General features: G+C 45.8%; 29 protein-coding genes. 15 read left to right on the top strand and 14 right to left on the bottom strand.

Annotated elements, in window-relative coordinates:
* Positions 1–58 precede the first annotated feature (58 nt).
* From murA to mlaF, 7 genes are read right to left on the bottom strand one after another with little or no spacing between them, the layout of a single operon-like run.
* A complete protein-coding gene (murA, locus tag CAG60_RS08880) occupies positions 59–1,324 on the bottom strand; it encodes a UDP-N-acetylglucosamine 1-carboxyvinyltransferase (RefSeq protein ID WP_154170075.1) in 1,266 nt (421 codons plus the stop codon).
* Positions 1,325–1,333: 9 nt separating this feature from the next.
* Positions 1,334–1,588: a BolA family iron metabolism protein IbaG gene (gene ibaG, locus CAG60_RS08875; protein ID WP_004394594.1), complete on the bottom strand. Its 255-nt coding sequence runs from the start codon at positions 1,586–1,588 to the stop codon at positions 1,334–1,336.
* The gene (locus CAG60_RS08870) at positions 1,581–1,907 is read right to left on the bottom strand and encodes an STAS domain-containing protein (RefSeq protein ID WP_040904013.1); all 327 of its coding nucleotides are present in this window, start codon (positions 1,905–1,907) and stop codon (positions 1,581–1,583) included. The genes ibaG and CAG60_RS08870 overlap by 8 nt, the downstream gene beginning before the upstream one ends.
* Positions 1,904–2,542 (bottom strand): MlaC/ttg2D family ABC transporter substrate-binding protein, encoded by a 639-nt coding sequence (locus tag CAG60_RS08865; RefSeq protein ID WP_154170073.1) that lies wholly within the window; start codon positions 2,540–2,542, stop codon positions 1,904–1,906. Before CAG60_RS08865 ends, CAG60_RS08870 begins: the two co-directional genes overlap by 4 nt.
* A gap of 3 nt (positions 2,543–2,545) precedes the next feature.
* Entirely contained in the window at positions 2,546–3,034 is a 489-nt protein-coding gene (mlaD, locus tag CAG60_RS08860; protein WP_154170071.1) for an outer membrane lipid asymmetry maintenance protein MlaD, read from the bottom strand.
* Between the two features lie 2 nt (positions 3,035–3,036).
* Positions 3,037–3,828 (bottom strand): lipid asymmetry maintenance ABC transporter permease subunit MlaE, encoded by a 792-nt coding sequence (gene mlaE / locus CAG60_RS08855; RefSeq protein ID WP_154170069.1) that lies wholly within the window; start codon positions 3,826–3,828, stop codon positions 3,037–3,039.
* Positions 3,818–4,621, bottom strand: coding sequence for a phospholipid ABC transporter ATP-binding protein MlaF (mlaF, locus tag CAG60_RS08850; RefSeq protein WP_161438764.1), 804 nt, complete (start codon positions 4,619–4,621; stop codon positions 3,818–3,820). The genes mlaE and mlaF overlap by 11 nt, the downstream gene beginning before the upstream one ends.
* A 371-nt stretch (positions 4,622–4,992) precedes the next feature.
* Between mlaF and CAG60_RS08845 the strand changes: the two genes are divergently transcribed.
* The 12 genes from CAG60_RS08845 (at position 4,993) to mgtE (ending at position 14,257) form a co-directional block, all read left to right on the top strand.
* Complete coding sequence (locus CAG60_RS08845) at positions 4,993–5,958, top strand: calcium/sodium antiporter (protein WP_154170067.1); 966 nt, start codon at positions 4,993–4,995, stop codon at positions 5,956–5,958.
* Between the two features lie 14 nt (positions 5,959–5,972).
* Positions 5,973–6,947, top strand: a complete 975-nt coding sequence (locus CAG60_RS08840) for a KpsF/GutQ family sugar-phosphate isomerase (protein WP_004394588.1) — start codon at positions 5,973–5,975, stop codon at positions 6,945–6,947.
* A complete protein-coding gene (gene kdsC, locus CAG60_RS08835) occupies positions 6,947–7,504 on the top strand; it encodes a 3-deoxy-manno-octulosonate-8-phosphatase KdsC (protein ID WP_161426696.1) in 558 nt (185 codons plus the stop codon). Before CAG60_RS08840 ends, kdsC begins: the two co-directional genes overlap by 1 nt.
* On the top strand, positions 7,501–8,064 hold the full coding sequence (gene lptC / locus CAG60_RS08830; RefSeq protein WP_040904008.1) for an LPS export ABC transporter periplasmic protein LptC: 564 nt from the start codon (positions 7,501–7,503) through the stop codon (positions 8,062–8,064). Before kdsC ends, lptC begins: the two co-directional genes overlap by 4 nt.
* On the top strand, positions 8,045–8,542 hold the full coding sequence (lptA, locus tag CAG60_RS08825; RefSeq protein WP_040904005.1) for a lipopolysaccharide transport periplasmic protein LptA: 498 nt from the start codon (positions 8,045–8,047) through the stop codon (positions 8,540–8,542). The genes lptC and lptA overlap by 20 nt, the downstream gene beginning before the upstream one ends.
* A 2-nt stretch (positions 8,543–8,544) precedes the next feature.
* Positions 8,545–9,270: an LPS export ABC transporter ATP-binding protein gene (gene lptB, locus CAG60_RS08820; RefSeq protein WP_004394585.1), complete on the top strand. Its 726-nt coding sequence runs from the start codon at positions 8,545–8,547 to the stop codon at positions 9,268–9,270.
* A 99-nt stretch (positions 9,271–9,369) separates the two neighbouring features.
* On the top strand, positions 9,370–10,824 hold the full coding sequence (locus CAG60_RS08815; protein ID WP_161438763.1) for an RNA polymerase factor sigma-54: 1,455 nt from the start codon (positions 9,370–9,372) through the stop codon (positions 10,822–10,824).
* Positions 10,825–10,847: 23 nt separating this feature from the next.
* Positions 10,848–11,135: a ribosome hibernation promoting factor gene (gene hpf, locus CAG60_RS08810; protein ID WP_004394583.1), complete on the top strand. Its 288-nt coding sequence runs from the start codon at positions 10,848–10,850 to the stop codon at positions 11,133–11,135.
* Position 11,136: 1 nt separating this feature from the next.
* Positions 11,137–11,589 carry a PTS IIA-like nitrogen regulatory protein PtsN gene (gene ptsN / locus CAG60_RS08805; RefSeq protein WP_004394582.1) on the top strand — a complete coding sequence of 151 codons (453 nt, stop codon included), beginning with the start codon at positions 11,137–11,139 and terminating at the stop codon, positions 11,587–11,589.
* A gap of 8 nt (positions 11,590–11,597) precedes the next feature.
* A complete protein-coding gene (gene rapZ / locus CAG60_RS08800; protein ID WP_161438762.1) occupies positions 11,598–12,458 on the top strand; it encodes an RNase adapter RapZ in 861 nt (286 codons plus the stop codon).
* 6 nt (positions 12,459–12,464) lie between these two features.
* Positions 12,465–12,743, top strand: coding sequence for an HPr family phosphocarrier protein (locus CAG60_RS08795; RefSeq protein ID WP_154170059.1), 279 nt, complete (start codon positions 12,465–12,467; stop codon positions 12,741–12,743).
* 158 nt (positions 12,744–12,901) lie between these two features.
* Positions 12,902–14,257 carry a magnesium transporter gene (gene mgtE / locus CAG60_RS08790; RefSeq protein ID WP_004394579.1) on the top strand — a complete coding sequence of 452 codons (1,356 nt, stop codon included), beginning with the start codon at positions 12,902–12,904 and terminating at the stop codon, positions 14,255–14,257.
* 71 nt (positions 14,258–14,328) lie between these two features.
* On the opposite strand, the gene pmbA is transcribed toward mgtE, so the two are convergent.
* Positions 14,329–15,672 carry a metalloprotease PmbA gene (pmbA, locus tag CAG60_RS08785; protein ID WP_161438761.1) on the bottom strand — a complete coding sequence of 448 codons (1,344 nt, stop codon included), beginning with the start codon at positions 15,670–15,672 and terminating at the stop codon, positions 14,329–14,331.
* Between the two features lie 111 nt (positions 15,673–15,783).
* Here pmbA and yjgA point away from each other — a divergent pair, with 111 nt between their 5' ends.
* Positions 15,784–16,311 (top strand): ribosome biogenesis factor YjgA, encoded by a 528-nt coding sequence (gene yjgA / locus CAG60_RS08780; RefSeq protein WP_161438760.1) that lies wholly within the window; start codon positions 15,784–15,786, stop codon positions 16,309–16,311.
* 113 nt (positions 16,312–16,424) lie between these two features.
* On the opposite strand, the gene thiQ is transcribed toward yjgA, so the two are convergent.
* From thiQ to mpl, 5 genes are all read right to left on the bottom strand, one after another.
* Positions 16,425–17,138, bottom strand: a complete 714-nt coding sequence (thiQ, locus tag CAG60_RS08775; protein ID WP_158144656.1) for a thiamine ABC transporter ATP-binding protein — start codon at positions 17,136–17,138, stop codon at positions 16,425–16,427.
* 3 nt (positions 17,139–17,141) lie between these two features.
* On the bottom strand, positions 17,142–18,734 hold the full coding sequence (gene thiP / locus CAG60_RS08770; RefSeq protein WP_161438759.1) for a thiamine/thiamine pyrophosphate ABC transporter permease ThiP: 1,593 nt from the start codon (positions 18,732–18,734) through the stop codon (positions 17,142–17,144).
* Between the two features lie 3 nt (positions 18,735–18,737).
* The gene (gene thiB / locus CAG60_RS08765) at positions 18,738–19,751 is read right to left on the bottom strand and encodes a thiamine ABC transporter substrate binding subunit (RefSeq protein WP_161438758.1); all 1,014 of its coding nucleotides are present in this window, start codon (positions 19,749–19,751) and stop codon (positions 18,738–18,740) included.
* A gap of 253 nt (positions 19,752–20,004) precedes the next feature.
* Positions 20,005–20,625 carry a flavin prenyltransferase UbiX gene (locus CAG60_RS08760; RefSeq protein ID WP_161426703.1) on the bottom strand — a complete coding sequence of 207 codons (621 nt, stop codon included), beginning with the start codon at positions 20,623–20,625 and terminating at the stop codon, positions 20,005–20,007.
* Between the two features lie 31 nt (positions 20,626–20,656).
* Entirely contained in the window at positions 20,657–22,018 is a 1,362-nt protein-coding gene (mpl, locus tag CAG60_RS08755) for a UDP-N-acetylmuramate:L-alanyl-gamma-D-glutamyl-meso-diaminopimelate ligase (RefSeq protein ID WP_161438757.1), read from the bottom strand.
* Positions 22,019–22,319: 301 nt separating this feature from the next.
* Between mpl and fbp the strand changes: the two genes are divergently transcribed.
* Both fbp and ppa read left to right on the top strand, forming a co-directional pair.
* Positions 22,320–23,333: a class 1 fructose-bisphosphatase gene (gene fbp / locus CAG60_RS08750; protein WP_004394571.1), complete on the top strand. Its 1,014-nt coding sequence runs from the start codon at positions 22,320–22,322 to the stop codon at positions 23,331–23,333.
* 254 nt (positions 23,334–23,587) lie between these two features.
* Positions 23,588–24,118 (top strand): inorganic diphosphatase, encoded by a 531-nt coding sequence (ppa, locus tag CAG60_RS08745; RefSeq protein WP_004394570.1) that lies wholly within the window; start codon positions 23,588–23,590, stop codon positions 24,116–24,118.
* An 80-nt stretch (positions 24,119–24,198) separates the two neighbouring features.
* Here ppa and CAG60_RS08740 read toward each other — a convergent pair whose 3' ends face one another.
* The gene (locus tag CAG60_RS08740) at positions 24,199–24,546 is read right to left on the bottom strand and encodes a gamma-glutamylcyclotransferase family protein (RefSeq protein WP_161438756.1); all 348 of its coding nucleotides are present in this window, start codon (positions 24,544–24,546) and stop codon (positions 24,199–24,201) included.
* Between the last annotated feature and the right edge of the window lie 9 nt (positions 24,547–24,555).

The following is a 24,555-nucleotide window of genomic DNA, read 5'->3' as shown; positions in this document are numbered from 1 at the left end:
GGAGCTTAAATAAAAAAGCCGAAATCCTAAAATTTCGGCTCATTAACCCTTGAGCCCGTTAGTTTGGCTCACTGACACGTTCGATATGAGCCCCTAACGCCGACAATTTATCTTCGATGCGTTCATAGCCACGATCGATATGATAAATCCGATCAACGATGGTTTCACCTTTAGCAATACAACCCGCGATCACTAAGCTCGCGGAAGCTCGTAGATCCGTTGCCATCACTTGAGCTCCACTCAATGATTCGACATCACCACAAATCACCGTGTTCCCCTCAACTTCGGCTTTGGCTCCCATACGCATCAATTCAGGTACGTGCATAAAACGGTTTTCAAAGATGGTTTCGGTAATTTTACCGCCACCTTTGGCCATCATATTCAGGAGAGTAAATTGGGCTTGCATATCAGTCGGAAAACCAGGATGGGGAGCGGTGCGAATTGACACGGCTTTCAGCTCTCGCCCAGTCATGTCCAAACTTATCCAATCATCGCCAGTTTCAATTTCTGCGCCAGCTTCTTCTAATTTAGCGAGTACCGCTTCCAGTAAACTGGCTTTGGTATTGCGACAGAGGATCTTGCCATGAGAGACTGCCGCAGCAACTAAAAAGGTGCCCGTTTCAATGCGATCAGCAACCACAGCATGACGACCACCACCAAGACGTTCAACACCCTCGATAGTGATACTGTCTGTACCTGCACCGGTAATTTTAGCGCCGAGTTTATTTAAAAAGGCAGCAGTATCAACAATTTCCGGCTCTCGAGCAGCGTTATCTAATACCGTTTTACCTTCTGCCAATGTCGCGGCACACATGATGGTAATCGTGGCACCGACACTGACTTTGTCCATAACAATATGCGCACCTTGTAAGCGCCCATCAACGCTCGCTTTGACATAACCGTCTTCTAACGTAATCGTCGCACCCAATTGCTCGAGGCCATGAATATGCAAATCGACGGGACGTGCACCAATCGCACAACCACCGGGTAGCGAAACTTGGCCTTGACCAAAGCGCGCAACCAGTGGACCCAATGCCCAAATAGAGGCACGCATGGTTTTTACGAGATCGTATGGCGCGCAATATTGGTTAATTTGGCTAGCGTCAACATGAACCGAACCATTACGTTCCACTTTTGCGCCTAAGCGTTTGAGCAGTTCCATCGTGGTATTAATGTCACGTAAGTGAGGGACGTTAGCGACTTCAATTGGTTCTTCGGCCAAAATGGACGCAAATAAAATAGGCAGTGCAGCATTTTTTGCACCGGAAATGGTCACTTCACCTTGCAGCGGCTTATCTGACCCAATAACTCGAAATTTTTCCATTAAAAAACCTTACAGCGACATCAACTTTTTATTGCGAGCCCACTCTTGTGGGGTGAACGTTTTGATTGATACCGCGTGAATATCATTACGCTGAATGTACGCCATTAATGGAGCATAAATCAGTTGCTGTTTTTTCACTCGACTCATCGTCTCGAAGCTCGCATCAATCGCGATCACTTCATAATGGCTACCCTCACCTTTGACATGTAGCTCTTCAAGGTTGAGCGCTTGTTGTAATAATTGTTGTACTTGTGTGCTATCCACAATTCACCCCTGCTAATGGTTGAATATGTTGAGCCATCATCGCTTCGATGTTGCTCAACTGAAATAATGTGCGCAGTTGTTGTGGCACAAAACTCAGCATTATATGACAGTTTTGTGTTTTTGCATGCTCTATTAAGTGAATGAGCATTACCATCCCCGCAGAATCGATACGTTGTACCTCTGCTAAAGAAATCTCGCATTGCAAAGCCGTCGGTTGCCAAGTTTGTAAATGACGCCACAAGTTAGGAACGGTTTCTCTATCCAGCGCGCCTTTTAATAAGGCGTGTTCAGGATTGGTCATTTGCCATTGCTCACTCATTGTGACTCACTCTCAAAACGGATCGGTTGCTCTGATAAGCGTTGCAACTCTTTCGCGACCGCTAAGATCCCGTCTTGACGGATTTTACCGCTCCACTCAGATTGCTTACTTGATAACAAACTGATCCCTTCTGCAATCATATCAAATCCTTTCCATTCTCCATTTCTCTCCTGACGCAGACGGAACTCAATTTTCACATTCGGTCTTGGTGGGTCGATCAGTTCCACCTGTACGCCAGTAATCCGTCGCCCTTCTGGGACTGGAACTTCAGGAGCAAACTCAACGCGCTGATCGTTATATTGGGTTAAGGCTTGTGCATAGCTTGTCACCATATAAGCGCGAAACGCCGTAATGAACTGGCCAACCTCTTCACGATTAGCCCCTTGTAAATGTGTGCCGAGTAGTTTCAACGCTGCATACTGCTCATTGATGTAAGGCATAAGCTCTTCTTCAACAATGACTTTAAGATACTCAGGATTGTCGCGAATCTTAGGTTGTTCGGCTTTTAAACGAGCAAATGACTTTTCTGCCACTTGTTTCATCATCTGATAAGGCTGCGTTTTATCAATCACTTCGGCTTGAATTGCCAATGAAAAAAACAGGCCTAGTACTAAAACCCAATACCGTTTCAACATGATTTACTCCTGTTTTTTACTGTCTGAACTGCCTACGCTATACAGCACTTGGCCGATTAAATCTTCCAATACTAGCGCTGATTTGGTGTCTTCAATATGGTCACCATCTTTGAGCATTTGCTCATCATCAAAGACAAATCCGGGCACTAAACCTATGTATTGCTCACCAATTAATCCTGAAGTGAGTATTTTCACACTGGAGTTTTCAGAAAACTGATCATATCGACTATCGATTGCCATGGTCACAACCGGCAATAAACGATGACGATCCAGCTGAATATCGGATACGCGCCCCACGACTACACCACCCACTTTGACTGGTGAGCGAACTTTCAAATTGCCGATATTATCGAACTCAGCGGTTAATGAGTAAGTATCGTTTGAACCTAACCCTTTCACGTCAGCTACGTGAAAAATCATAATAAGAATTGCGCAAATTCCTGCTAGCACAAAACTCCCTACCCAAAATTCTACTTTTCGTGTTTGCTGCATGTTTAATTCCCAAACATCAATGCGGTCAGAACAAAATCCAGTGCTAACACCGCCAAAGACGAGTGTACCACGGTACGTGTTGTCGCTCGGCTAATCCCTTCTGAAGTAGGAATAGCGTCATAACCGTTAAACAGCGCGATCCAAGTTACTGTGATCGCAAAGACCACACATTTGATCACGCTGTTACCAATATCTCTACCTAATTCAACCGACGATTGCATTACCGACCAAAAACTACCTTGATCAATACCTTTCCAATCAACGCCGACTAAATGCCCACCCCAAATGCCTACTGCCATAAAGATCATCGCCAGTAAAGGCATAGAAATCAGTCCAGCCCACAAACGTGGGGCAATGATTCGCTTAAGCGGATCCACGGCCATCATTTCTAAACTGGAGATTTGTTCGGTAGCTTTCATTAAGCCAATTTCCGCCGTCAACGCCGAACCGGCTCGTCCCGCGAACAGCAATGCCGTGACAACAGGGCCAAGCTCACGCAATAACGACAAGGCCACCATTTGCCCTAAGCTGGTTTCAGCCCCAAAATCAACTAGGATTACATAACCTTGCAAGCTGAGAACCATGCCAATAAACAGGCCTGAGACGATAATAATCGCCAGAGACTGTACGCCAACGCTGTACAATTGTTTAATCAGCAGAGGTAAATGTTGGATCGGTCTTGGTCTTCCCACCAGAGCCCCAAACAGCATCAAGCTCGCTCGCCCAAAAGATTCGCCAACGCCTAAACAGCGCCGACCAAAGCGACTGATTGCTTGCTCCCAATTATTGGCCATCAAACAAGTCCTTCTCTATCGACTGCGCAGGAAAACGAAAAGGGACAGGCCCATCCGCTTCACCGCGTAAAAATTGTTGCACGCGTGGATCTGGGTTATTTTCCAGTTCTTGCGGCGTACCAAAAGCAATCACCTTGCCATCCGCCAATAAATAAACCCAATCAGCAATACTCATCACTTCAGGCACATCATGAGACACCACCACCGACGTTAAACCTAATGCTTGATTTAAGTTACGGATCAGCTCAACCAGAACTCCCATGGTGATAGGATCTTGGCCAACAAACGGTTCATCGTACATGATCAGTTCCGGATCAAGCGCGATGGCTCGCGCTAAGGCGGCTCGACGTGCCATACCACCAGACAGCTCGCTTGGCATTAAATGGGCAGCTCCGCGTAAACCCACCGCTTCAAGCTTAAGAAGGACTAGTGTTTTTATCAACGCCTTGTTTAATTTCGTATGTTCGCGAAGTGGAAAGGCGACATTATCAAACACATTAAGATCGGTAAATAGAGCACCTGATTGGAAAAGCATGCTCATTTTTTTACGGGCTTGATAAAGCTGTTTACGTGATAAATGGGGAATATTATCGCCATCAAACCAAATGTCACCGGCTTCAGGCAGGAGTTGACCACCAATCAAACGTAACAAGGTCGTCTTGCCTATTCCAGAAGGCCCCATAATGGCGGTGATTTTCCCTTTTGGTACCTGCAGACTCACCTGATCAAAGATGAGACGATTGGCTCGGGAAAAGGTTAACTTATTGATGGTCACTAGATCAGTTTCGGACATACTCTCGATTCGCTGTTGTGGTTTTCCATCCAGATGATGCGCAATCATAAGCAGATTAGGCTTAAATTAAAAGCGCTGTTCAATTAGTCGTTCGACAAGCACTCTCTCCGGCCAGTGATATTTTCCTCTAATAACCTTACATCACTGACGATAAGAAGAGTGATGAAAACGTCATCGAACCTTTGACTATCCGGAAAAATCGGTAACAAAGTGTAAGTAAAGCGTCCGATTTCTCTCAATTAAGCGCAATCACGCATGAAAACCCTTGATAAAAATGCCACAATAAATGTTATCTTCGACTTCCCTTTTAGTGACCAACACGTCAAAATTAGCGGTTACTCATTCATTTTTTATTGAGATTAGGAATCGCCATGCTCGAAGCCACTGGATTACTGATTGTCGGCCTGATTCTACTGGTTTGGAGTGCCGATAAGCTGGTTTTTGGCGCTGCCGCCATCGCACGTAACGTCGGTATTTCTCCCTTAGTTATCGGGATGACTATTTTAGCGATGGGCTCATCAGCCCCTGAAATGATGGTTTCAGCTACCGCCGCTTTAGATGGCAAAACGGATACCGCGGTGGGTAACGTACTCGGTTCGAACATCGCCAATATTGCGTTGATCCTCGGCATCACGGCATTAATTAAACCATTATCAATCAGTTCAATGGTCTTGCGTCGCGAATTACCACTGATGGTTGGCGTGACGTTATTATCCGGTCTTCTGCTCTGGAATAGCTATTTAGGCTTTTATGAAGGTATTCTGCTGTTTGTTCTCTTTGCGGTGTTTATCTTAGCGATGTTACACATTAGTCGTAAAGAGCAGCAAAATGGTGATGCCTTATTGGCTGAATGTGAATCAGAGATTCCAAGCGATGTGAGTAATAAAAAAGCCATCATCTGGGTCGTTATTGGTCTAATACTATTGCCTTTTGCGGCCAGCATGCTTGTTGATAACTCAGTGATCATTGCCAAGTATTTTGGTATGAGTGATTTGGTTATCGGACTGACGATTATTGCCGTCGGAACCAGCTTACCAGAACTTGCTGCCTCGCTGGCTGGAGTATTAAAAGGTGAAGATGATATGGCCGTCGGCAATATCATCGGCTCGAATGTGTTTAATATTCTTGCCGTAATGGGTATTCCTGGGATTTTAAACCCATCGATACTGAGCGATAGCGTCATGGGCCGTGACTTTTGGGTCATGTTAGCGGTCTCATTATTACTAGTGATCATGGCCCTTGGTAAATCACGCAGTATTAACCGTCTCGAAGGTGCTGTACTGTTTATCATATTCATTGCTTATCAAGGGTATTTATTGATGAATATGGCTGCTTAATGTAGGGAATGGGAATGTCTGAAAACTTTGATTACCGCCGTGTTGCTCAGCAAGTACTGGCCACTGAAATTGCCGGATTACAACAATTAGAACAGTACTTTAATGCTGATTTTACTCAAGCGTGTGAAATGATTATCGCGAATAAACAGGGTAAAGTTGCCGTAATGGGGATCGGTAAATCTGGGCATATTGGTAAAAAAATTGCCGCGACGTTAGCCAGTACAGGCACTTCGGCTTTTTTCGTACACCCAGGCGAAGCCTCGCATGGCGATCTTGGTATGATAGAACGCGGTGATATTGTGCTTGCCATTTCTAACTCTGGTGAATCTTCTGAGATTCTAGCGCTATTTCCGGTATTAAAACGGCTCAATAATCGCATCATCAGTATGACTGGTAACCCCCGTTCAACCATGGCGAACTTGGCCGATATCCATTTACAAATCACCGTTCCTGAAGAAGCCTGTCCGCTAGGTTTAGCGCCGACATCAAGCACCACAGCCACGTTAGTCATGGGCGATGCATTAGCCGTTGCACTTCTGCAAGCACGGGGGTTTACCGCTGAAGATTTTGCCTTGTCACACCCTGGGGGCGCCCTTGGCCGTAAATTACTGCTTAAGCTATCGGATATCATGCATCAAGGAGAAGCGCTGCCTAAAGTTTCGCCTAATGCACTGATCAGAGAAGCACTACTAGAAATCAGTCAAAAAGGCTTAGGCATGACCGCCGTCGTCAGCGACGATGATCGCTTAGTGGGTATTTTCACTGATGGCGATCTGCGCCGAATTCTCGATAAACGAGTGGATATTCATAGCGCGACTATCGAGCAAGTCATGACGCAAAACCCAACCGTTGCTTCCCCCCACCTACTCGCGGTAGAAGGGCTAAACTTAATGCAAGAGAAACGCATTAATGGCTTAATGCTGGTCGATAACCATAAGTTGGTTGGCGCTTTAAATATGCACGACCTACTCAAAGCAGGAGTGATGTGATGACTCAACCAATCACCACTTTATATGGCCAAGTGGATGCCAACGTATTCGCCATCGCTAAGCAGATCCAACTGCTGATTTGTGATGTTGACGGTGTGTTCTCTGACGGGTTGGTCTACATGGGTAACCAGGGGGAAGAGCTAAAAACCTTCCATACCCGCGATGGCTATGGCGTAAAGTCTCTAATGAAAGCGGGAATTCAGATTGCGATCATTACAGGTCGTCAGTCAAAAATAGTCGAAAATCGCATGAAAGCGTTAGGTATTTCACTGGTTTACCAAGGCCAAGATGATAAGCTCAGTGCTTATCACGATATTTGTCAAAAGCTGGCCATTGCCCCAGAACACACCGCTTATATTGGCGATGATCTGATCGATTGGCCCGTCATGGACAAGGTCGCACTCAAAGTATGTGTCGCTGATGGACACCCTTTGCTGGTTCAAAAAGCCAATTATGTCACTCATATTAAAGGGGGACATGGGGCGGTACGTGAAGTCTGTGATCTTATTTTACAAGCTCGAGATCAACTGGAAACCTATCAAGGTCTGAGCATATGAGCTTGACTCGTATCCTTTATCTTTGTTTATTTTTTGTTGCTGCTTGGTCGGGGTATTATCTGCTGGATAAAGATCAATCGACGGCGATTCAAGTTACCCCAAATTTTGAGCTGCCGATGTTCAGCGGCAAACATCTCAACAACGTCACCTACAATCAACAAGGTGTACGGAATTATGAGATTATCTCACAACACTTAGATTTTTATGCGGAAAGTGGCAACACGACGTTTGAGTATCCCGTCCTTAAAGTGTATCGAGATGGAACAACCCAAGAGTGGCAATTAACGGCAAAACGCGGAATTCTCACTAAACAGCAAGTGTTGATCCTTTATGATGACGTTGTGGCCCATAATTTATTGGCGGATTCTGGCTTTGAACGACTCACAACCAGTAAATTTAGCATTCAACTCGATAATCGTGACTTTTGGTCTGATAGCCAAGTCACGTTGATCGGGCCACAGTTTGAAACTCACGGGCAGGCGATGAAGGGTAATTTGTCTGACCATTCGGCGGTTCTCTATAACCATGTACAAGGTAGATATGAAACTTTCACACCTTAGTCTTTTGGCTTGTTTATTTGCTTCGGCACCGACATTGGCTCTGTCTACTGATACCCAACAGCCCATTCATATCAACTCAGATAGCCTGCAGTTGGATATGAAGAACAACCGAGTGACCTATATTTCTAATGTTAAACTGGTTCAGGGCAGTATTAATATCAATGCTGAACGACTGGTCGTGATTCGTAATCCGGAAAACGGCAAAATTGAACAAATTGAAGGTTATGGCAATCCTGCTACCTTTTCCCAGTTGACCGATGAGGGAAAAACCTTGCACGGTCAAGCAAAGCAGCTGTATTACAAAATGGCTGACGACGAACTGCTGATGATTGGTCAAGCGATGTTAGCTCAAGATGACAGCGAGATCCGGGGTCAGCAAATTCGCTATCAGATCTCATCACAAAAACTGATTGCTGATGGACAGGGATCGGAACGCGTCTCTACCATTCTTCAACCTCAAGCCGTGCAGCAAGATTAATTATGTCGATACTCAAAGCAGAACATTTAGCCAAAAGCTATAAAAAACGTAAAGTTGTCTCCGATGTGAGCCTACAAGTTGAATCTGGGCAGATCGTCGGTTTACTTGGCCCCAATGGTGCTGGTAAAACCACCTCATTCTATATGATTGTTGGCTTGGTTGCGCGCGATGAAGGTTCGATCATGATCGACGATAAAGACATTAGCATTTTGCCGATGCACAGCCGATCACGACTAGGCATTGGTTATCTACCGCAAGAAGCCTCGATTTTTCGAAAATTATCGGTCGAGGATAACATCATGGCGGTCTTACAAACGCGTGAAGAAATGACCCATGAAGAGCGACAAGATAAACTTGAAGATCTTCTCGAAGAGTTTCATATCCAACATATTCGTCATAGTGCCGGCATGGCACTGTCAGGCGGAGAACGCCGCCGAGTAGAAATTGCCCGCGCATTGGCTGCCAATCCGAAATTTATCTTACTCGATGAGCCATTTGCTGGCGTCGATCCGATTTCAGTCATTGATATTAAGAAAATCATTGAGCACTTGCGCGATCGTGGACTGGGTGTGCTGATCACCGACCATAACGTACGAGAAACCCTCGACGTGTGTGAAAAAGCCTATATTGTCAGTCAAGGACGTTTGATTGCCGAAGGTACACCACACGAAGTCCTGAATAATGAACAAGTAAAACAGGTTTATCTTGGTGAACAATTCCGTCTATGATTACAGTACGACTACTTATCGATGATCAGTAGGATAGGCATTAACGTCGCAGGATAAACATCAAGTAAGGCATCACCTAGACAAGGTAGTTAATACTGAATGAAACCTTCATTACAGCTCAAGCTTGGTCAACAGTTAGCCATGACTCCCCAGTTGCAGCAAGCCATCCGTTTGCTGCAACTCTCTACCTTGGATCTACAACAAGAGATCCAAGAAGCTTTGATCTCTAACCCGCTACTGGATGTTGAAGAGACCATTGAAGAGTTCTCCGCTAACGACAACTCTGCGCGCAATGAAGACCCAGCTCCCAGTGCAGAGGCGAGCGAACCAGAAGACAGTTCACAATTAATCGAAAAATCAGAAATCAGTGCCGAACTAGAAATGGACGCCACTTGGGATGATGTCTACAGCGCTAACAGTGGCAGTACGGGGTTAGCCTTCGACGATGACTTACCGGTTTATCAAGGAGAGACTACCGAAACACTACAAGATTATTTATTGTGGCAACTGGATCTGACCCCTTTTAGTGATACCGATCGTACCATCGCCCGAGCGTTAATCGACGCGATCGACGATCACGGTTACCTCACTGTCCCGCTGAGTGAGATTTTAGAAAACTTCGCAGAACAAGAGATCGAACTCGATGAAGTAGAAGCGGTTCGCAAACGTATCCAACAGTTTGATCCCCTTGGCGTCGCGTCGATCAATCTGCAAGATTGCTTATTACTGCAATTGGCAACCTATCCGAGTGAGACACCTTGGTTAAGCGAAGCCAAACTGCTACTCACTGATTACATCGACCTGTTGGGTAATCGTGACTTTAAATTGATTGTTAAAGAGAGCAAACTCAAAGAAGAGGTCTTACGTGACGCGCTACAACTGATTCAACAGTTAGATCCTCGTCCAGGTAATCGAATCTCTCAAGAACAAGCAGAATATGTCGTTCCCGATGTCTCGGTTTATAAAGACCGAGGTAAATGGCAAGTCAGCATTAATCCCGATAGCGTCCCGAAATTAAAGATCAATCAGCAATACGCTAGTCTTGCCCGCGGTAATAATCCCGACAGCAACTACATTCGGTCGAATTTGCAAGAGGCAAAGTGGTTAATTAAGAGCCTAGAAAGCCGAAACGAGACCTTGCTCAAAGTTGCCAAGTGCATAGTTGAACATCAACGCGATTTCTTCGAATATGGCGAGGAAGCCATGAAACCGATGGTGTTAAATGACGTGGCACAGATCGTGGAAATGCATGAGTCAACCATTTCTCGAGTGACGACCCAGAAATACATGCACACCCCACGGGGTATTTTTGAATTAAAGTACTTTTTCTCAAGTCATGTCAGTACCGATAATGGCGGAGAGTGTTCATCGACTGCGATTCGCGCCCTGATTAAAAAATTGGTGGCGGCAGAAAACCCAGCGAAACCATTAAGTGATAGCAAAATCGCAGCCCTACTCGCTGATCAAGGGATTCAGGTAGCAAGACGGACCATTGCAAAATACCGTGAATCCTTGGCGATTGCGCCCTCGAGTCAGCGGAAACGCCTGTTATAAGGCCCAACAGAGAAGGAATGTCTATGCAAATCAATATCCAAGGCCACCACATTGATCTTACCGATGCAATGCAAGACTATGTTCATTCGAAGTTTCAAAAGCTTGAGCGCTTTTTCGAGCATATCAATACCACTCAAGTGATTTTACGGGTTGAAAAACTTCGCCAGATCGCCGAAGCTACGCTCCACGTAAACCAGGGAGAAATCCACGCGACGGCAGACGATGAAAATATGTACGCCGCGATCGACAGTTTAGTGGATAAACTCTCTCGTCAACTCAACAAGCATAAAGAAAAGCTAAGTAGCCATTAACATGCAATTAAGCGAAGTACTCTCATTGGACTGCACCAAAAGTGCAGTCCAATGTTCTAGCAAGAAACGAGCATTAGAAATCATCAGTGAAATCGCCGCTCAACATACTGGTCAAAATGCCACTGAGCTGTTTGAATGCATGCTCAGTCGTGAAAAAATGGGCAGTACTGGCATCGGCAATGGTATTGCGATTCCCCATGCCCGAATGACTGACAGTGAAAAGGCGGTCGCCGTATTGATTCAGTGTGCTGAACCGATTGAGTTTGATGCCATTGATAACCGACCGGTTGATCTTTTGTTTGCTTTACTGGTTCCAGAAGAGCAGTGTAAAGAACACTTGAAAACCTTATCTTGCATGGCCGAACGCCTCAACGACAAGCAAATTCTTAAACAGCTCAGACACGCCGAAAGCGACCAAGAGCTATACGATATTATGCTCAATCAACCTCAATAGGTCTTGTGATGCGTTTAATTGTAGTGAGTGGTCAATCTGGCGCGGGGAAAAGTGTCGCCTTACGAGTCCTTGAAGACTTAGGTTACTATTGTGTCGATAACCTGCCCGTTAGCTTATTAGATGCCTTCATACAATCGGTGCAAGACAGCAAACAAAATGTCGCGGTGAGTATTGATATCCGTAACTTACCGAAAGAACCGAGTTTGGTGGAAGATGTCTTAGACCAACTCAAAAAAAATAATGATGTCAGTGTACTCTTTCTGGACGCCAGTAAAGAGACACTGCTCAAACGCTACAGTGAAACACGCCGCATTCATCCCTTATCATTACAAGATGATAAACCGACCTTAGCTCAAGCCATCGAGCGGGAAAAGTGTCTATTAGCGCCATTAAAAGAGCAGGCGGATCTGTTACTAGACAGCAGCAATCAATCTTTGCATGAGCTGAGCGAAACTGTACGTATGCGAGTCGAAGGGCGTGAACGGCGTGATTTAGTGATGGTCTTCCAATCCTTTGGCTTTAAATATGGTATACCAAGCGACGCGGATTACGTATTTGATGTGCGTTTTTTACCCAACCCTCACTGGGAGCCAGATTTACGCCCTCTCACTGGACTGGATGCACCGATCAAATCGTTTCTTGAAAGTCACAGCGATGTCATTGAATTAAAACTGCATATTCAACGTTTTTTTGAATATTGGTTACCGCTACTGGAAAAAAACAATCGCAGTTATTTAACCATTGCGATTGGCTGTACAGGCGGCAAACATCGCTCGGTGTATCTCACTCAACAGATCGGTGAGTACTTCGCCCAACTGGGTCATCAAGTCCAGATACGCCATCATTCATTAGAGAAACATCAAGGATAATCCCTTATGGCACACGAGCATCGTACAGTCTTCATTCAAAATAAACTGGGGCTACATGCGCGAGCTGCCGTTAAATTGGTCGAGCTTGCTCAATCTTTTCAAGCTGTGATTACCATTAAAGGCGAAGATGAGAAGCAAGCCACCGCCGACAGTGTGATGGGCTTACTGATGCTCGAATCGGCTCAAGGACAGAGAATCTCTATTTGTGCCGATGGTGACGATGCCAGCACCGCTCTGGATGCGGTATGCCAACTGATTGAAAGTAAATTTGATGAGAGCGAATAAGCGTTATCGAATCTTCTTCACCTATCCCTACCGTCGAATGTTAATTCGTTGTTAATCCTATTGACATTGACCGCTCCAATATCTTCAGGTTACTTGATTCGTAAATTAAGTTACTATTCTGTCTATTGTCAAAAACTTAATAACCGTGAGGAGGAAGCATGGCCGAACCGATTGAATTTGACCAAGCCCATAACACCCTCCAAGAAATTACCGAAGCGCTAGAAAATGGTCGCTTTGTTCATGTGCGCAGGCAACTGCAGGACATGGAACCGGAAGATATCGCCCACCTGTTAGAAGCCTCTCCCCGCAAAGCTCGTGATGTTTTGTGGCAATTGACCGACCCTGAAGATTACGGCGAGATCCTTGAAGAGCTCAACGAAGACGTCAAAGATGCGTTAGTCTCGAAGATGGCCCCAGAGATGCTCATCGAAGCAACCGAAGGGATGCACAGTGACGATTTAGCTTATGTACTGCGTAGCTTACCAGATGACGTCTCTCGTGAAGTATTGGCACAAATGGATGCCGCCGAGCGTCAACGTGTCGAAACAGCAATGTCTTATCCAGAAGATACCGCTGGCGGTCTGATGAATACTGACGTCATCACTATTCGTGGTGACGTTGATGTTGATGTTGTGCTGCGTTATTTACGGATGAAAGGCCAACTGCCCTATGCCACAGACTCACTGTACGTCATTGACGAAGAGAGCAAACTGATTGGTTACCTACCCTTAGCCACCCTCATCACCACTCAGCCTGACATTCAAGTCAGTGAAGTGATGGAAGATGCCGATGAAGCGATTAAGGTCGATGCCAAAGACTCGGATGTCGCTAGTCTGTTTGAGCGACGTAACTGGGTCTCTGCTCCAGTGGTCGATGAGCACCAACATTTAGTAGGTCGAATTACCATCGATGATGTGGTGGATGTAATTCGTGAAGATGCCGAGCACTCAATGATGAGTATGGCGGGTATGAACGACGATGAAGATACCTTTGCCCCCGTGTTAAAATCAACTCGTAAGCGCAGTATTTGGCTGGGTGCCAACGTCTTAGCGGCACTGACCGCGGCTTCGGTGTCGAATATGTTTGAAGCAACATTGGAGCAAATGGCTGCCATTGCGGTATTAATGACCATCGTCCCCTCTATGGGGGGGGTAGCCGGTAATCAAACCGTAGCGTTGGTGATCCGTGGATTGGCTCTTGGCCACATTGGTGATAGTAATAAACGCGAACTGTTGCTTAAAGAGGCCGCGATCGGCTTTTTTAATGGCATATTATGGGCGCTGATCATTGGTGCCATCGTCGTGTTATGGAAAGGAGAATGGCTGTTGGGTGGGATTATTTCTGCCGCCATGATGGCCAACCTATTCATTGCGGGCGTCGCGGGTGTGACGATTCCTATCCTACTCAAAAAAATGAATATCGATCCCGCATTAGCTGGTGGTATGGCATTAACCACCGTGACCGATGTAGTCGGTTTATCGGTTTTTTTGGGTTTAGCGACACTACTGATTTAGCGACATCGTTTTAATGTCGGATGACTCAAAGCGCTGATGGTATTCAGCGCTTTGTGGCCTAGCCGTTAGCGTTATTCGCCAGCAACTTTCATTGATTCGATCAACATCGAACCCGTTTGAATTTGTGAACGAGTTTCGACATCAGTTCCGACCGCCAGCAATTGCTTAAACATGGTTTTTAAGTTACCAGCAATGGTCACACCAGAAACGGGATACTGAATTTGGCCATCTTCCACCCAAAATCCTGCTGCGCCGCGAGAATAATCCCCAGTCACCGTATTCACACCTTGCCCCATCACCTCAGTAACCAACAAACCACTGCCCATTGTTTTGAGTAATTGATCAAAGTCTTGTCCTGTAGAGGTAATAAACCAGTTATGGATCCCACCGGCATGGCCTGTTGGCTGCATGTTCATCTTCCGTGCGGCGTAGCTGGTTAATAAGTATGTTGCTAGAACACCATCGGTGATGATCTCTCGGTCAATCGTCGCCACCCCTTCACTATCGAAAGGGGTCGAAGCAAGGCCGCGCAATAAGTGTGGACGCTCATTAATCGTGAACCAACTAGGCAAAATTGGCTGACCTAAATGATCCAACAAAAAAGAGGATTTACGATACAGACTGCCACCACTGATCGCCGTCACTAAATGGCCCATTAAGCCAGTCGCGACATCGGCAGCAAACATCACCGGATATTGACCCGTTTTCAGTTGGCGAGCATCCAAACGTTGGATGGTTTTCTCTGCCGCTTGTTGACCAACACGCTGGGGTGTCCATAAGTCATCCCGATGACGTGCCACCGTATAGCTGTAGTCACGCTCCATCTCGCCATTTTTGCCTTCACCAATGACGCTACAACTGATGCTGTGACGACTCGAAGCATAACTGGCTAATAAACCGTGGCTATTACCATAAACTTTGACGCCGTAATGACTGTCGTAGCTCGCCCCATCGCTTTGTTTGATTTTACTGCTGTAGTTGAGAGCTTCACGCTCTGCAGCAATCGCGATAGAAGCAGCGCGATCAGGGTTTGGCTCATCAGGATGGAACAAATCTAAATCTGGGATATCTTTAACCATTAACGCTTTGGGCGCTGGGCCAGCATACGGATCTTCTGAGGTATAGTGAGCAATATCTAAAGCCGCTAATACGGTCTGATGAATGGCTTTCTCACTCAAATCAGAGGTTGATGCACTGCCTTTACGTTGACCTCGATAGACGGTAATTCCCAAGGCACCATCGCTATTAAATTCAACATTTTCCACTTCACACATATGAGTGGAAACACTTAACCCGGTACTTTTGCTGATTGCTACTTCGGCGGCATCCGCTTGAGCAGAGGCCATATCGAGTGCTTTAGCTACCGCCGCTTCAAGTTCGGCACGTTGGATCATCACTTGCTGTCTAATATCCATCTCTCATCCACAACTAATTGAGCTTTTATCGTCTTAGGATAACAAGAATTTCGCTTTCTCCCCACGATTCTTGCTAAAATAGCAGAGATAAATAACTAATTAGTGAAGACTATGGCGCGTAAAAACCAGAAAGCCCCTTGGGAAGAGGAAGAAGAGATCATCTTAGTCAGTAAGACTGAGCTGAAAAATGACATGATTGTCTTACAAAAACTCGGTGAAGAGTTGGTGGAGTTAAAACCATCTGCCTTGCAAAAAGTCCCGCTACCGGAAGAGTTAGCCGAAGCGGTGAAAGATGCACAACGCTTTAAAAACGAGGCACGTCGCCGTCAATTACAGTACATTGGTAAAATGATGCGCCACGTTGATCCGGAGCCGATTCAAATCGCTTTGGATAAATTGCGCAATAAACACGCTCAAACTACCGCTATCTTACATAAGATAGAGCAATGGCGGGATAAAATTGTTGAACAAGGTGATAGCGCGATTGAAGCTTTGATGGCGCACTATCCTGAAGCCGATAGACAGCGTTTACGCCAATTGGCTCGTCAAGCCAGTAAAGAGAAACAAGGTCAAAAGCCGCCCAAAGCGGCGCGAGAAATTTATCAAATGATCAAAACCCTTTATGGGCAAGATAGCTAAACTTCTCAGCCGTCGGAATAAAAACGTTCGCCTTCAATAACCTTCACTCACGGAGGGATTGAGGGCAAAACGGAGCAAAGGTTAACGAGCAGATCAACCGGTCATCGTGACCATTAGCTACGATGACTTCCTGCTCGAACAAACTCGCTAAATAATGGGTGAGCGTTGCGCTCGTGCAACTGCTCAATCTCGCCGGTCACCTGAACTTGACCTTGAGCTAAAAACGCAAAGTGACTAGCAATGGTTTGAGTATCGTTAAGATGATGCGTGACCATCAATACCGTCACTGATCGCGCTTTAGCTAATGATTTAACTAATTCCAACATTTCTTCACGTAATAACGGGTCAAGAGCCGAGAAAGGTTCATCCAACAACCAAATAGGATGAGCTTGTACAAAACATCGCGCCAAGGCTACCCGTTGTTTTTGGCCGCCGGAGAGTTGCTCAGGCAAACGCGTTAGTAACGCTTCAAGCCCGACTTGACGTGCGGCCTCAACCACTTGTTGTCGCTGGCTATCGGTTAATTTAAGACTTGGATTTAGTCCGAGTGCAATATTTTCCCAGACGGTGAGATGATGAAATAAATTGTGGTCTTGAAACAACATCGCAAAAGGTCGCTGATGGGGTGGTTGACCGAGCACAGAATGCCCCTCAACCTCAACTTGACCACTTTGAGGGTTGATAAAACCGGCAATTAAACTGAGCAACGTTGACTTACCTGCCCCACTGGGTCCCATCAACGCCATGATACTGCCTTGCTTGATCGTTAAATCAAACATGAAACTCTCATCTTGATATTGATAAGTAAGCTTTGCAATATTTAGCATGATTTACTCTCTCTGTTTAATCTGCAATAGCCGTTCAACGCCGTAATAAAGACCCACGCTAAAGACCAATAAAGCCAATGACACTACCGCGGCGGCCTGCATCTGATAGCTACCCATGAGTTGGTATAAGTACAGCGGGAGGGTGCGAAACTGCTGACTACCAAATAGCGCTACCGCACTCAGGTCCCCCATGGAGACTAAAAAACTAATGATGAAAGCGTGAGCAAACGGCTTTTTCAGCGCTCGCCACTCAATCAGTCGCAAACGCTGCCAACCCCTTAAACCAAGGCTGGCACACAATAAATGGTACTGCTGAGCAATATGCAACATCGGTTGCGATAAGGTTTTAATCACATAAGGTAACGCCATAACACTATTGACGACGACCACCAACCAATAAGCCATGCTAAAGATATCGACCATTTGACGCAGCAACAAAAATAACCCGGTACTGATCACTAAGCCGGGCGTAACCAGAATAATGGTGCCAATCCATTCAATACTATTGGCTTTAATAGGTTGTTGATTGATTCGCCAATGACGACTCGTTATAACAATCGCACATCCTGCAAGTAACGCTATCGCACCGGTAACACTGGCCACTTGAAAAGAGGCTGCGGTGGCAAGCCAAAATTCCTGACTACTCAACACTTGCCACAGGTAGCTATTTAAACCACTTAAAACCACCATCAGTAAAGGAGGAATGACTAATAAGATCACCACACCAATCCACATTCCATCCCAGAGTTGTTTTAGTCGAGTGTCCCCCCCCCAAACTTGGACAGGATAATTTCCCCCTTGAGTTGCGGGCAAACAACGACTAAACCATTGCATCGAAAAGTATAACAATCCACACAATAACATCTGCCAAATGGCTAACAGTGCCCCCGTAGCCAAATCAAAATCAAACTTAATCGCTTGATAAATCGCTAGCTCAATCGTTGTCGCTTTCGGTCCTCCGCCTAATGCCATAACCGTAGCAAAGCTGGTAAAACAGAGCATGAATACTAGGCTAGCGACATGAGGTAATTGTTGGCGCAGTCTTGGCCACTCAACCCATTTAAATTTTTGCCAACTGCTCATGCCTAAATGGGCGCATAACTTGTGCTGCTCAAGTGGAATAGCCACTAAGCTTTGCAACAATAATCGACTTGCGTAAGGTAAATTAAAAAACACATGGGCCAATAAAATTCCGTTTAAACCATAAATCGAAAAAGGCAGACGGATGTGCCAGTAGCCAAGTATTTTGGCGACTAATCCTTGATTGCCGTAAATCGCGAGTAAACCAAATACCCCGACTAAAACGGGCAACACCAAGGTCATCGCAAACAGCTTGAGGAGAAGTTCTTTACCTTTAAAGCGGCGACGACTTAAAGCGTGAGCGACTGGAATAGCAAAGCCCACACTCAGTAACGTAGAAAAAAATGCTTGATAGAAACTAAACCAAGTAACATGACGGTAATAAGCGTCATGCCATAATTGACTAATCGCAAAAGAAGGGGCTTGCCACAACAAAGCGGCCAATGCACTAATAACTAGGGCCGCAACTAATGCTGCGACCCCTATACCTAATTTAGGCGTCGTTGATAAGATCATCGATTAAAAAGTCAATGCGTGTTGCCACTCACGAATCCAATGACGACGCTGTGCCGCTACTTCGTTGGCACTAAAGGTCAATGATTGGCTGGGTTTTTGTAATTCAGAGAAGGCGTCAGGCAAAGCTACATTGGTTACAGGATACATCCAGTTGGTGGTTGGGATAGCCGATTGGAAGGCATCACTGACGATAAATTGCATAAATTGAGCAGCTAATGCTTGGTTCGGACTACTTTTCACCTTAGCCGCAACTTCAACCTGCATGTAGTGACCTTCAGCAAAGTTAGCCGTGGTATAACGATGGTCATTTTCAGCCATCTTATGGTAAGCAGGAGAAGTCGTATAAGAGAGCACCATATCGGCCTCCCCTTTTAAAAACATTGAATAAGCTTCCGACCACCCTTTGGTCACCGTGACGGTTTTTTTCGCCAGTTGCTGCCATGCTGTGGCGACTTGATCACCGTAGACCGACTTCATCCATAGTAGCAACCCTTGACCTGGAGTTGAGGTCCGCGGATCTTGATAAATAATCGTCAAGTCATCGCGCTGTTCGACCAGTTCTCTCAGGCTCTGCGGTGGATGAGTTAAGGTTTGCTGGTTATACACAAACGCAAAATAGCCATAATCGTAAGGGATAAAGGTCTCATTACTCCAACCATTCGGCAGAGTCAGTGCTGATAAATCGACAGAATGAGGGGCTAACAGTCCTGTTTGTTCTGCTTCGGTCATCAAGTTGTTATCCAAACCCAACAAAACATCCGCTTTAGTATGGCGACCTTCAAGACGTAAGCGATTTAAAATCGATACGCCGTCATCCAAACCAACCAAGTTCAGTTGACAGTTGCACTCGGCTTCAAACGCTTTTTTAATCACCGGACCCGGCCCCCAATCCGCGATAAATGAACTATAGGTATACACCGTCAAGGTTGGTTTATCGGTTGTCGTGGGTGGCGCGGCAAGCGCGAGGGAAGAACAGAATAGGCTAGTTAATGCGATGATAGAGTATTGATTTTTCAAGGCTTGCGCTCCATGGTGAGCGGCACAGGCTTGAGAAAGAGTGAGACAGCGTCCATGAGTCTGTGTCGAATCTCCTGCTCAATTCCTACGCCAGTATTATCTGGTTCAGGTGTTTAGTCAGTATCGCTTGACGGTCAAGACGATGACTAATGCGGGTCCCAAGCATGGCTTGATCTCAGCGCCATTCGATGATGAATGGTTGGCTCCCCGATGAGTGAATAAGATTGTAATGCTAAAACATGAAAGAAGCTACTTAACGCTGATCATAACCCCAGCGCGGCACAAGTCCCTGTTCAATCCCTAGATGGTCGAGAATTCGAGCTACCATAAAATCAACCAAATCATCGATCGATTTAGGCTGATGATAAAAACCGGGCGCTGCCGGCATAATGGTAACGCCCATTTGCGATAATTTATGCATATTCTCTAAATGCAGGGTAGAGAACGGGGTTTCGCGAACCACCAGCAGTAACTGTCCTCGCTCTTTGAGCACCACATCTGCAGCGCGCTCAATCAAGTTGTCCGACATGCCATGAGCGATAGCAGCAACGCTGCCTGCTGAACAAGGACAAACCACCATTTTTTTCGGTGCCGCAGAGCCTGAAGCCACGGGGGAAAACCACTCTTCTTTGCCACAGACGATCAGTTTACTCGGATCGCAATTAAACTGCTTAACCAACTGCTGCTGCGCCGCTTGGGGTTGACTAGACAATTGCAAACCATGTTCCGTCGCTAATACCACTCTGGCGGCCGATGAGATAAGCAAATACACGGTATGATTACTGGCGAGTAAACATTCTAAAAGACGCAGTCCATAGGGTGCGCCAGAGGCTCCGGTCCAGGCTAAGGTAATGGCTTGGCTATGTGTTGTCATGTCGGTCACTTTTTATTTAATGCCTAAAGTGTTACTGAGCGCGCTTTTTAAGCGTGGCAAGTAACTTGTTATGTATGCCGCCAAAACCACCATTACTCATCACTAAAATGTGCGTGCCCGGTTTGGCTGCTGCGCAAATTTTCTCAACTAAGTCGTCGATATTATTGCTCACATAAGCGGGTGAGGAGCATTGCTGAGCCACCTCATCAACCGACCACGCTAATTCGTTAGGCTGAAAAAAATAGACTGAATCAGCTTGCGCGAGTGATGCCGCCAGCGTGCCTTTGTGCACACCTAATTTCATGGTTGCAGAGCGAGGTTCGACGACGGCAATGATCTTCTCATTGCCGACCTTGTTACGTAAGCCAGACAAAGTTAGTTCAATCGCCGTCGGATGATGAGCAAAATCATCATAAACAGTAACGCCATTTTCCTGTCCTTTTTGCTCTAAACGGCGCTTAGTATTGATAAAGCTTGCTAATGCCTGACAGGCCAAATCTGGCGTAACGCCCACATGTCGCGCGGCGGCAATCGCCATTAAGGCATTATTTACATTGTGATCACCAATCAATGACCACTCGACGTCGCCCACTCGTTGATCTTGAAAATAGACCGCAAATTGTGAGCCTTGCGGGTTGTGCTTTTTAGCCTGCCATTGCCCCTGCTGACCCATTAATTCTCGTTCACTCCAGCATCCTCGACTCAACACATCCGCCAAAGCAGAGTCTTGCTGGGGAGCAAACACTCGTCCATTACCCGGTAAGGTGCGGATTAAGTGATGGAACTGACGCTTGATCGCTTCAAGATCATCAAAAATATCCGCATGATCAAACTCTAAGTTATTCAGGATCAACGTTCTTGGGTGATAATGAACAAACTTAGAACGCTTATCGAAAAAAGCACTGTCATATTCATCGGCTTCAACCACAAAAAACATGCTTTCTCCCAAGCGAGCTGAGAGATCAAAGTTGCCTAATACGCCACCGACAAGAAAACCGGGCTGATAGCCACACTGTTCTAAAATCCACGTCAACATGCTCGCGGTGGTCGTTTTACCATGCGTTCCCGCCACAGCCAGAACCCAACGATCTTGCAATAAGAAATCATGTAACCATTGCGGCCCAGAGGTATAGCGTAAATTATGGTTTAAGACATACTCAACACAAGGATTGCCACGACTCATCGCGTTACCAATCACCACCAGATCAGGACGTGGGTTTAGCTGATCAGGATTGAAACCCTCAATAATTTCAATCCCTTGTGATGATAGCATCGTACTCATTGGTGGGTAGACATTGGCATCACTCCCCGTCACTTGATGACCTAACTGACGAGCGAGGATCGCCAATCCGCCCATAAAAGTGCCACAAATCCCTAAAATATGAATATGCATCAACCTGATCTCACTTGTGCTGTTTGTCTGCCTGACCATTATCCTGATTCATACCATAAAAGCGAGTACCGCAAATCGCCACAATGTAATTTCTCGAAAGTCGACATCTAAATTGAGATCTTCGGCAGTTAGTTTATTACTCGTAAAAAGTTCTAGGATTTAAAATCACCGCTATAACGAAACACCTTGAAAAGGTAGCTAAATTTGCTTTCTTCTCAAGGAGTAAGAACACCAACGCCGATGATCCTACTCTCTCGCGTTACCTTTCTCCCCCAGAACCAATAAGTGTTAAGGAAATAACATGTCGAAGATGCGCACCCTTGGTGAGTTTATTGTTGAAAAACAACACGACTTCCCCCATGCAAGCGGTGAACTCTCCTCTCTACTTGCGTCCATTCGTCTTGCCGCCAAAATCGTTAACCGAGAAATCAACAAAGCTGGATTAGCCGATATTACTGGCGCATCGGGTAACGATAATATTCAAGGTGAAGAACAACAAAAACTGGATGTCTACGCTAACGATAAGTTTAAAGCGGCTTTAGAAGCGCGCGATCAAGTCTGCGGTGTGGCTAGTGAAGAAGAAGATGAGGCGGTCGCCTTCAATAAAGAACTCAACCAAAATGCGAAATATGTCGTGTTAATGGATCCGCTCGATGGCTCATCGAATATTGATGTCAACGTTTCAGTGGGGACCATTTTCTCGATTTATCGCCGCATCTCTCCCGTTGGCGGACCACCAACCGCAGAAGATTTCCTTCAGCCCGGCCATAAACAAGTAGCCGCTGGCTATGTGATTTATGGCTCCTCGACTATGTTGGTGTACACCACCGGCAATGGCGTCAATGGCTTTACTTACGACCCGTCGATTGGTTCATTTTGTCTCTCTCATGAAAATATGCGCATCCCAGAGCAGGGCAAAATTTACTCCATCAACGAAGGTAACTACATTCGTTTTCCAACCGGCGTTAAAAAATACATTAAATACTGTCAAGAGAGCGTACCGGAAGATAACCGCCCTTACACCTCACGTTATATTGGTTCATTAGTCGCCGATTTTCACCGCAACTTACTCAAAGGCGGCATCTATCTTTATCCAAGCACTCAAAGTCACCCCAACGGTAAGCTGCGTTTGCTGTATGAATGCAACCCGATGGCACTATTGATTGAGCAAGCGGGGGGCTTAGCGACAGATGGCAGACAACGTATCCTTGATATCAAACCTACCGAGTTACACCAGCGTGTGCCGTTTTTTGTCGGTTCAAAACAGATGGTTGAAAAAGTCTCTCAGTTCCTTGAAACCTACCCAGATGAATAGTCATCTGAACGGGACTCAACTGACTGAGCGTTGTCGATAAATATCGAATAACCATAGAACAAATCTAATCAATGGCGCTGATCCTTAAAGTTAGCAGGAGCTAAAAGCCCATCGAGTTGAGCACTGCTACTTGGGTATCCGGCTTTTTACAGGTAAACTTCGCCTTTTTCTGCACGTCGGTTTTGCACCGACGTGCAGTTTGCATAATAATGAGCGACACTTTTTAAAATCCGGCTAACCAAAAGGAAACCGTAATGAGCTTAAATAATGTGCCAGCAGGAAAATCTCTGCCAGATGATATCTATGTAGTGATTGAGATCCCAGCGAACGCAGATCCAATCAAATACGAAGTAGATAAAGATTCTGGTGCTGTATTCGTTGACCGTTTTATGTCTGCGCCTATGTTCTACCCATGTAACTACGGTTATGTGAACCACACACTATCTCTTGATGGTGACCCAGTTGATGTATTGGTTCCAACACCCTACCCATTGATCCCGGGTTCTGTGATTCGTTGTCGTCCAGTGGGTGTTCTGAAGATGAGTGATGAGTCCGGTGAAGATGCCAAAGTCATCGCCGTTCCACACTCTAAGCTGTCTAAAGAGTACGACCACATTCAAGATGTGAATGATATTCCAGCACTACTGAAAGCTCAGATCACGCATTTCTTCGAGCGTTATAAAGAGCTAGAAAGCGGTAAATGGGTAAAAGTAGAAGGTTGGGAAGATGCCGCTTCTGCGCGTGCTGAAATCCTCTCTTCTTACGAGCGTGCACAGCAAAAATAAGGCTCTTTCCCCTGATTAAGTCAGGGTGAATAAGCTCAAAAAGCCAGCATTGCTGGCTTTTTTCATTGAGAAAACACGGCTTAAATACGTTGGCACCAATCGCCAGATTCAATTTCAGAATCAAGCCGCGACGCCTCTTGATAAATGTATATCCAAGCCAGACCGTAAGGAGTATCAATCGTTTCACGTCGATATTCAACGGGGACATCTTCTAATACATCAAGTTTTGCCAATGTGCGCTCATCAACTTGATACACTTCCCCTTTGATTGATTGCTGACCAGCAATCAATCCCGGATACGGACCAATATCATGCAACGCATAGCTTGGCGGTGTTTCAAAATAGCCCAAAAGCTTACTTGCGCTTAAATAATCGTGATGGCTTTGCCCTTGTCGTAAGGTGCCATAGACAAACACTAGAGACAGCAATATAACCCT

It is taken from the genome of Vibrio sp. V33_P6A3T137 (assembly GCF_009904835.1).
Classification (GTDB): Bacteria; Pseudomonadota; Gammaproteobacteria; order Enterobacterales; family Vibrionaceae; genus Vibrio; species Vibrio metschnikovii.
The sequence above is the reverse complement of the archived record's forward strand: the minus strand, read 5'-3'. Positions and strand labels throughout refer to the sequence as shown.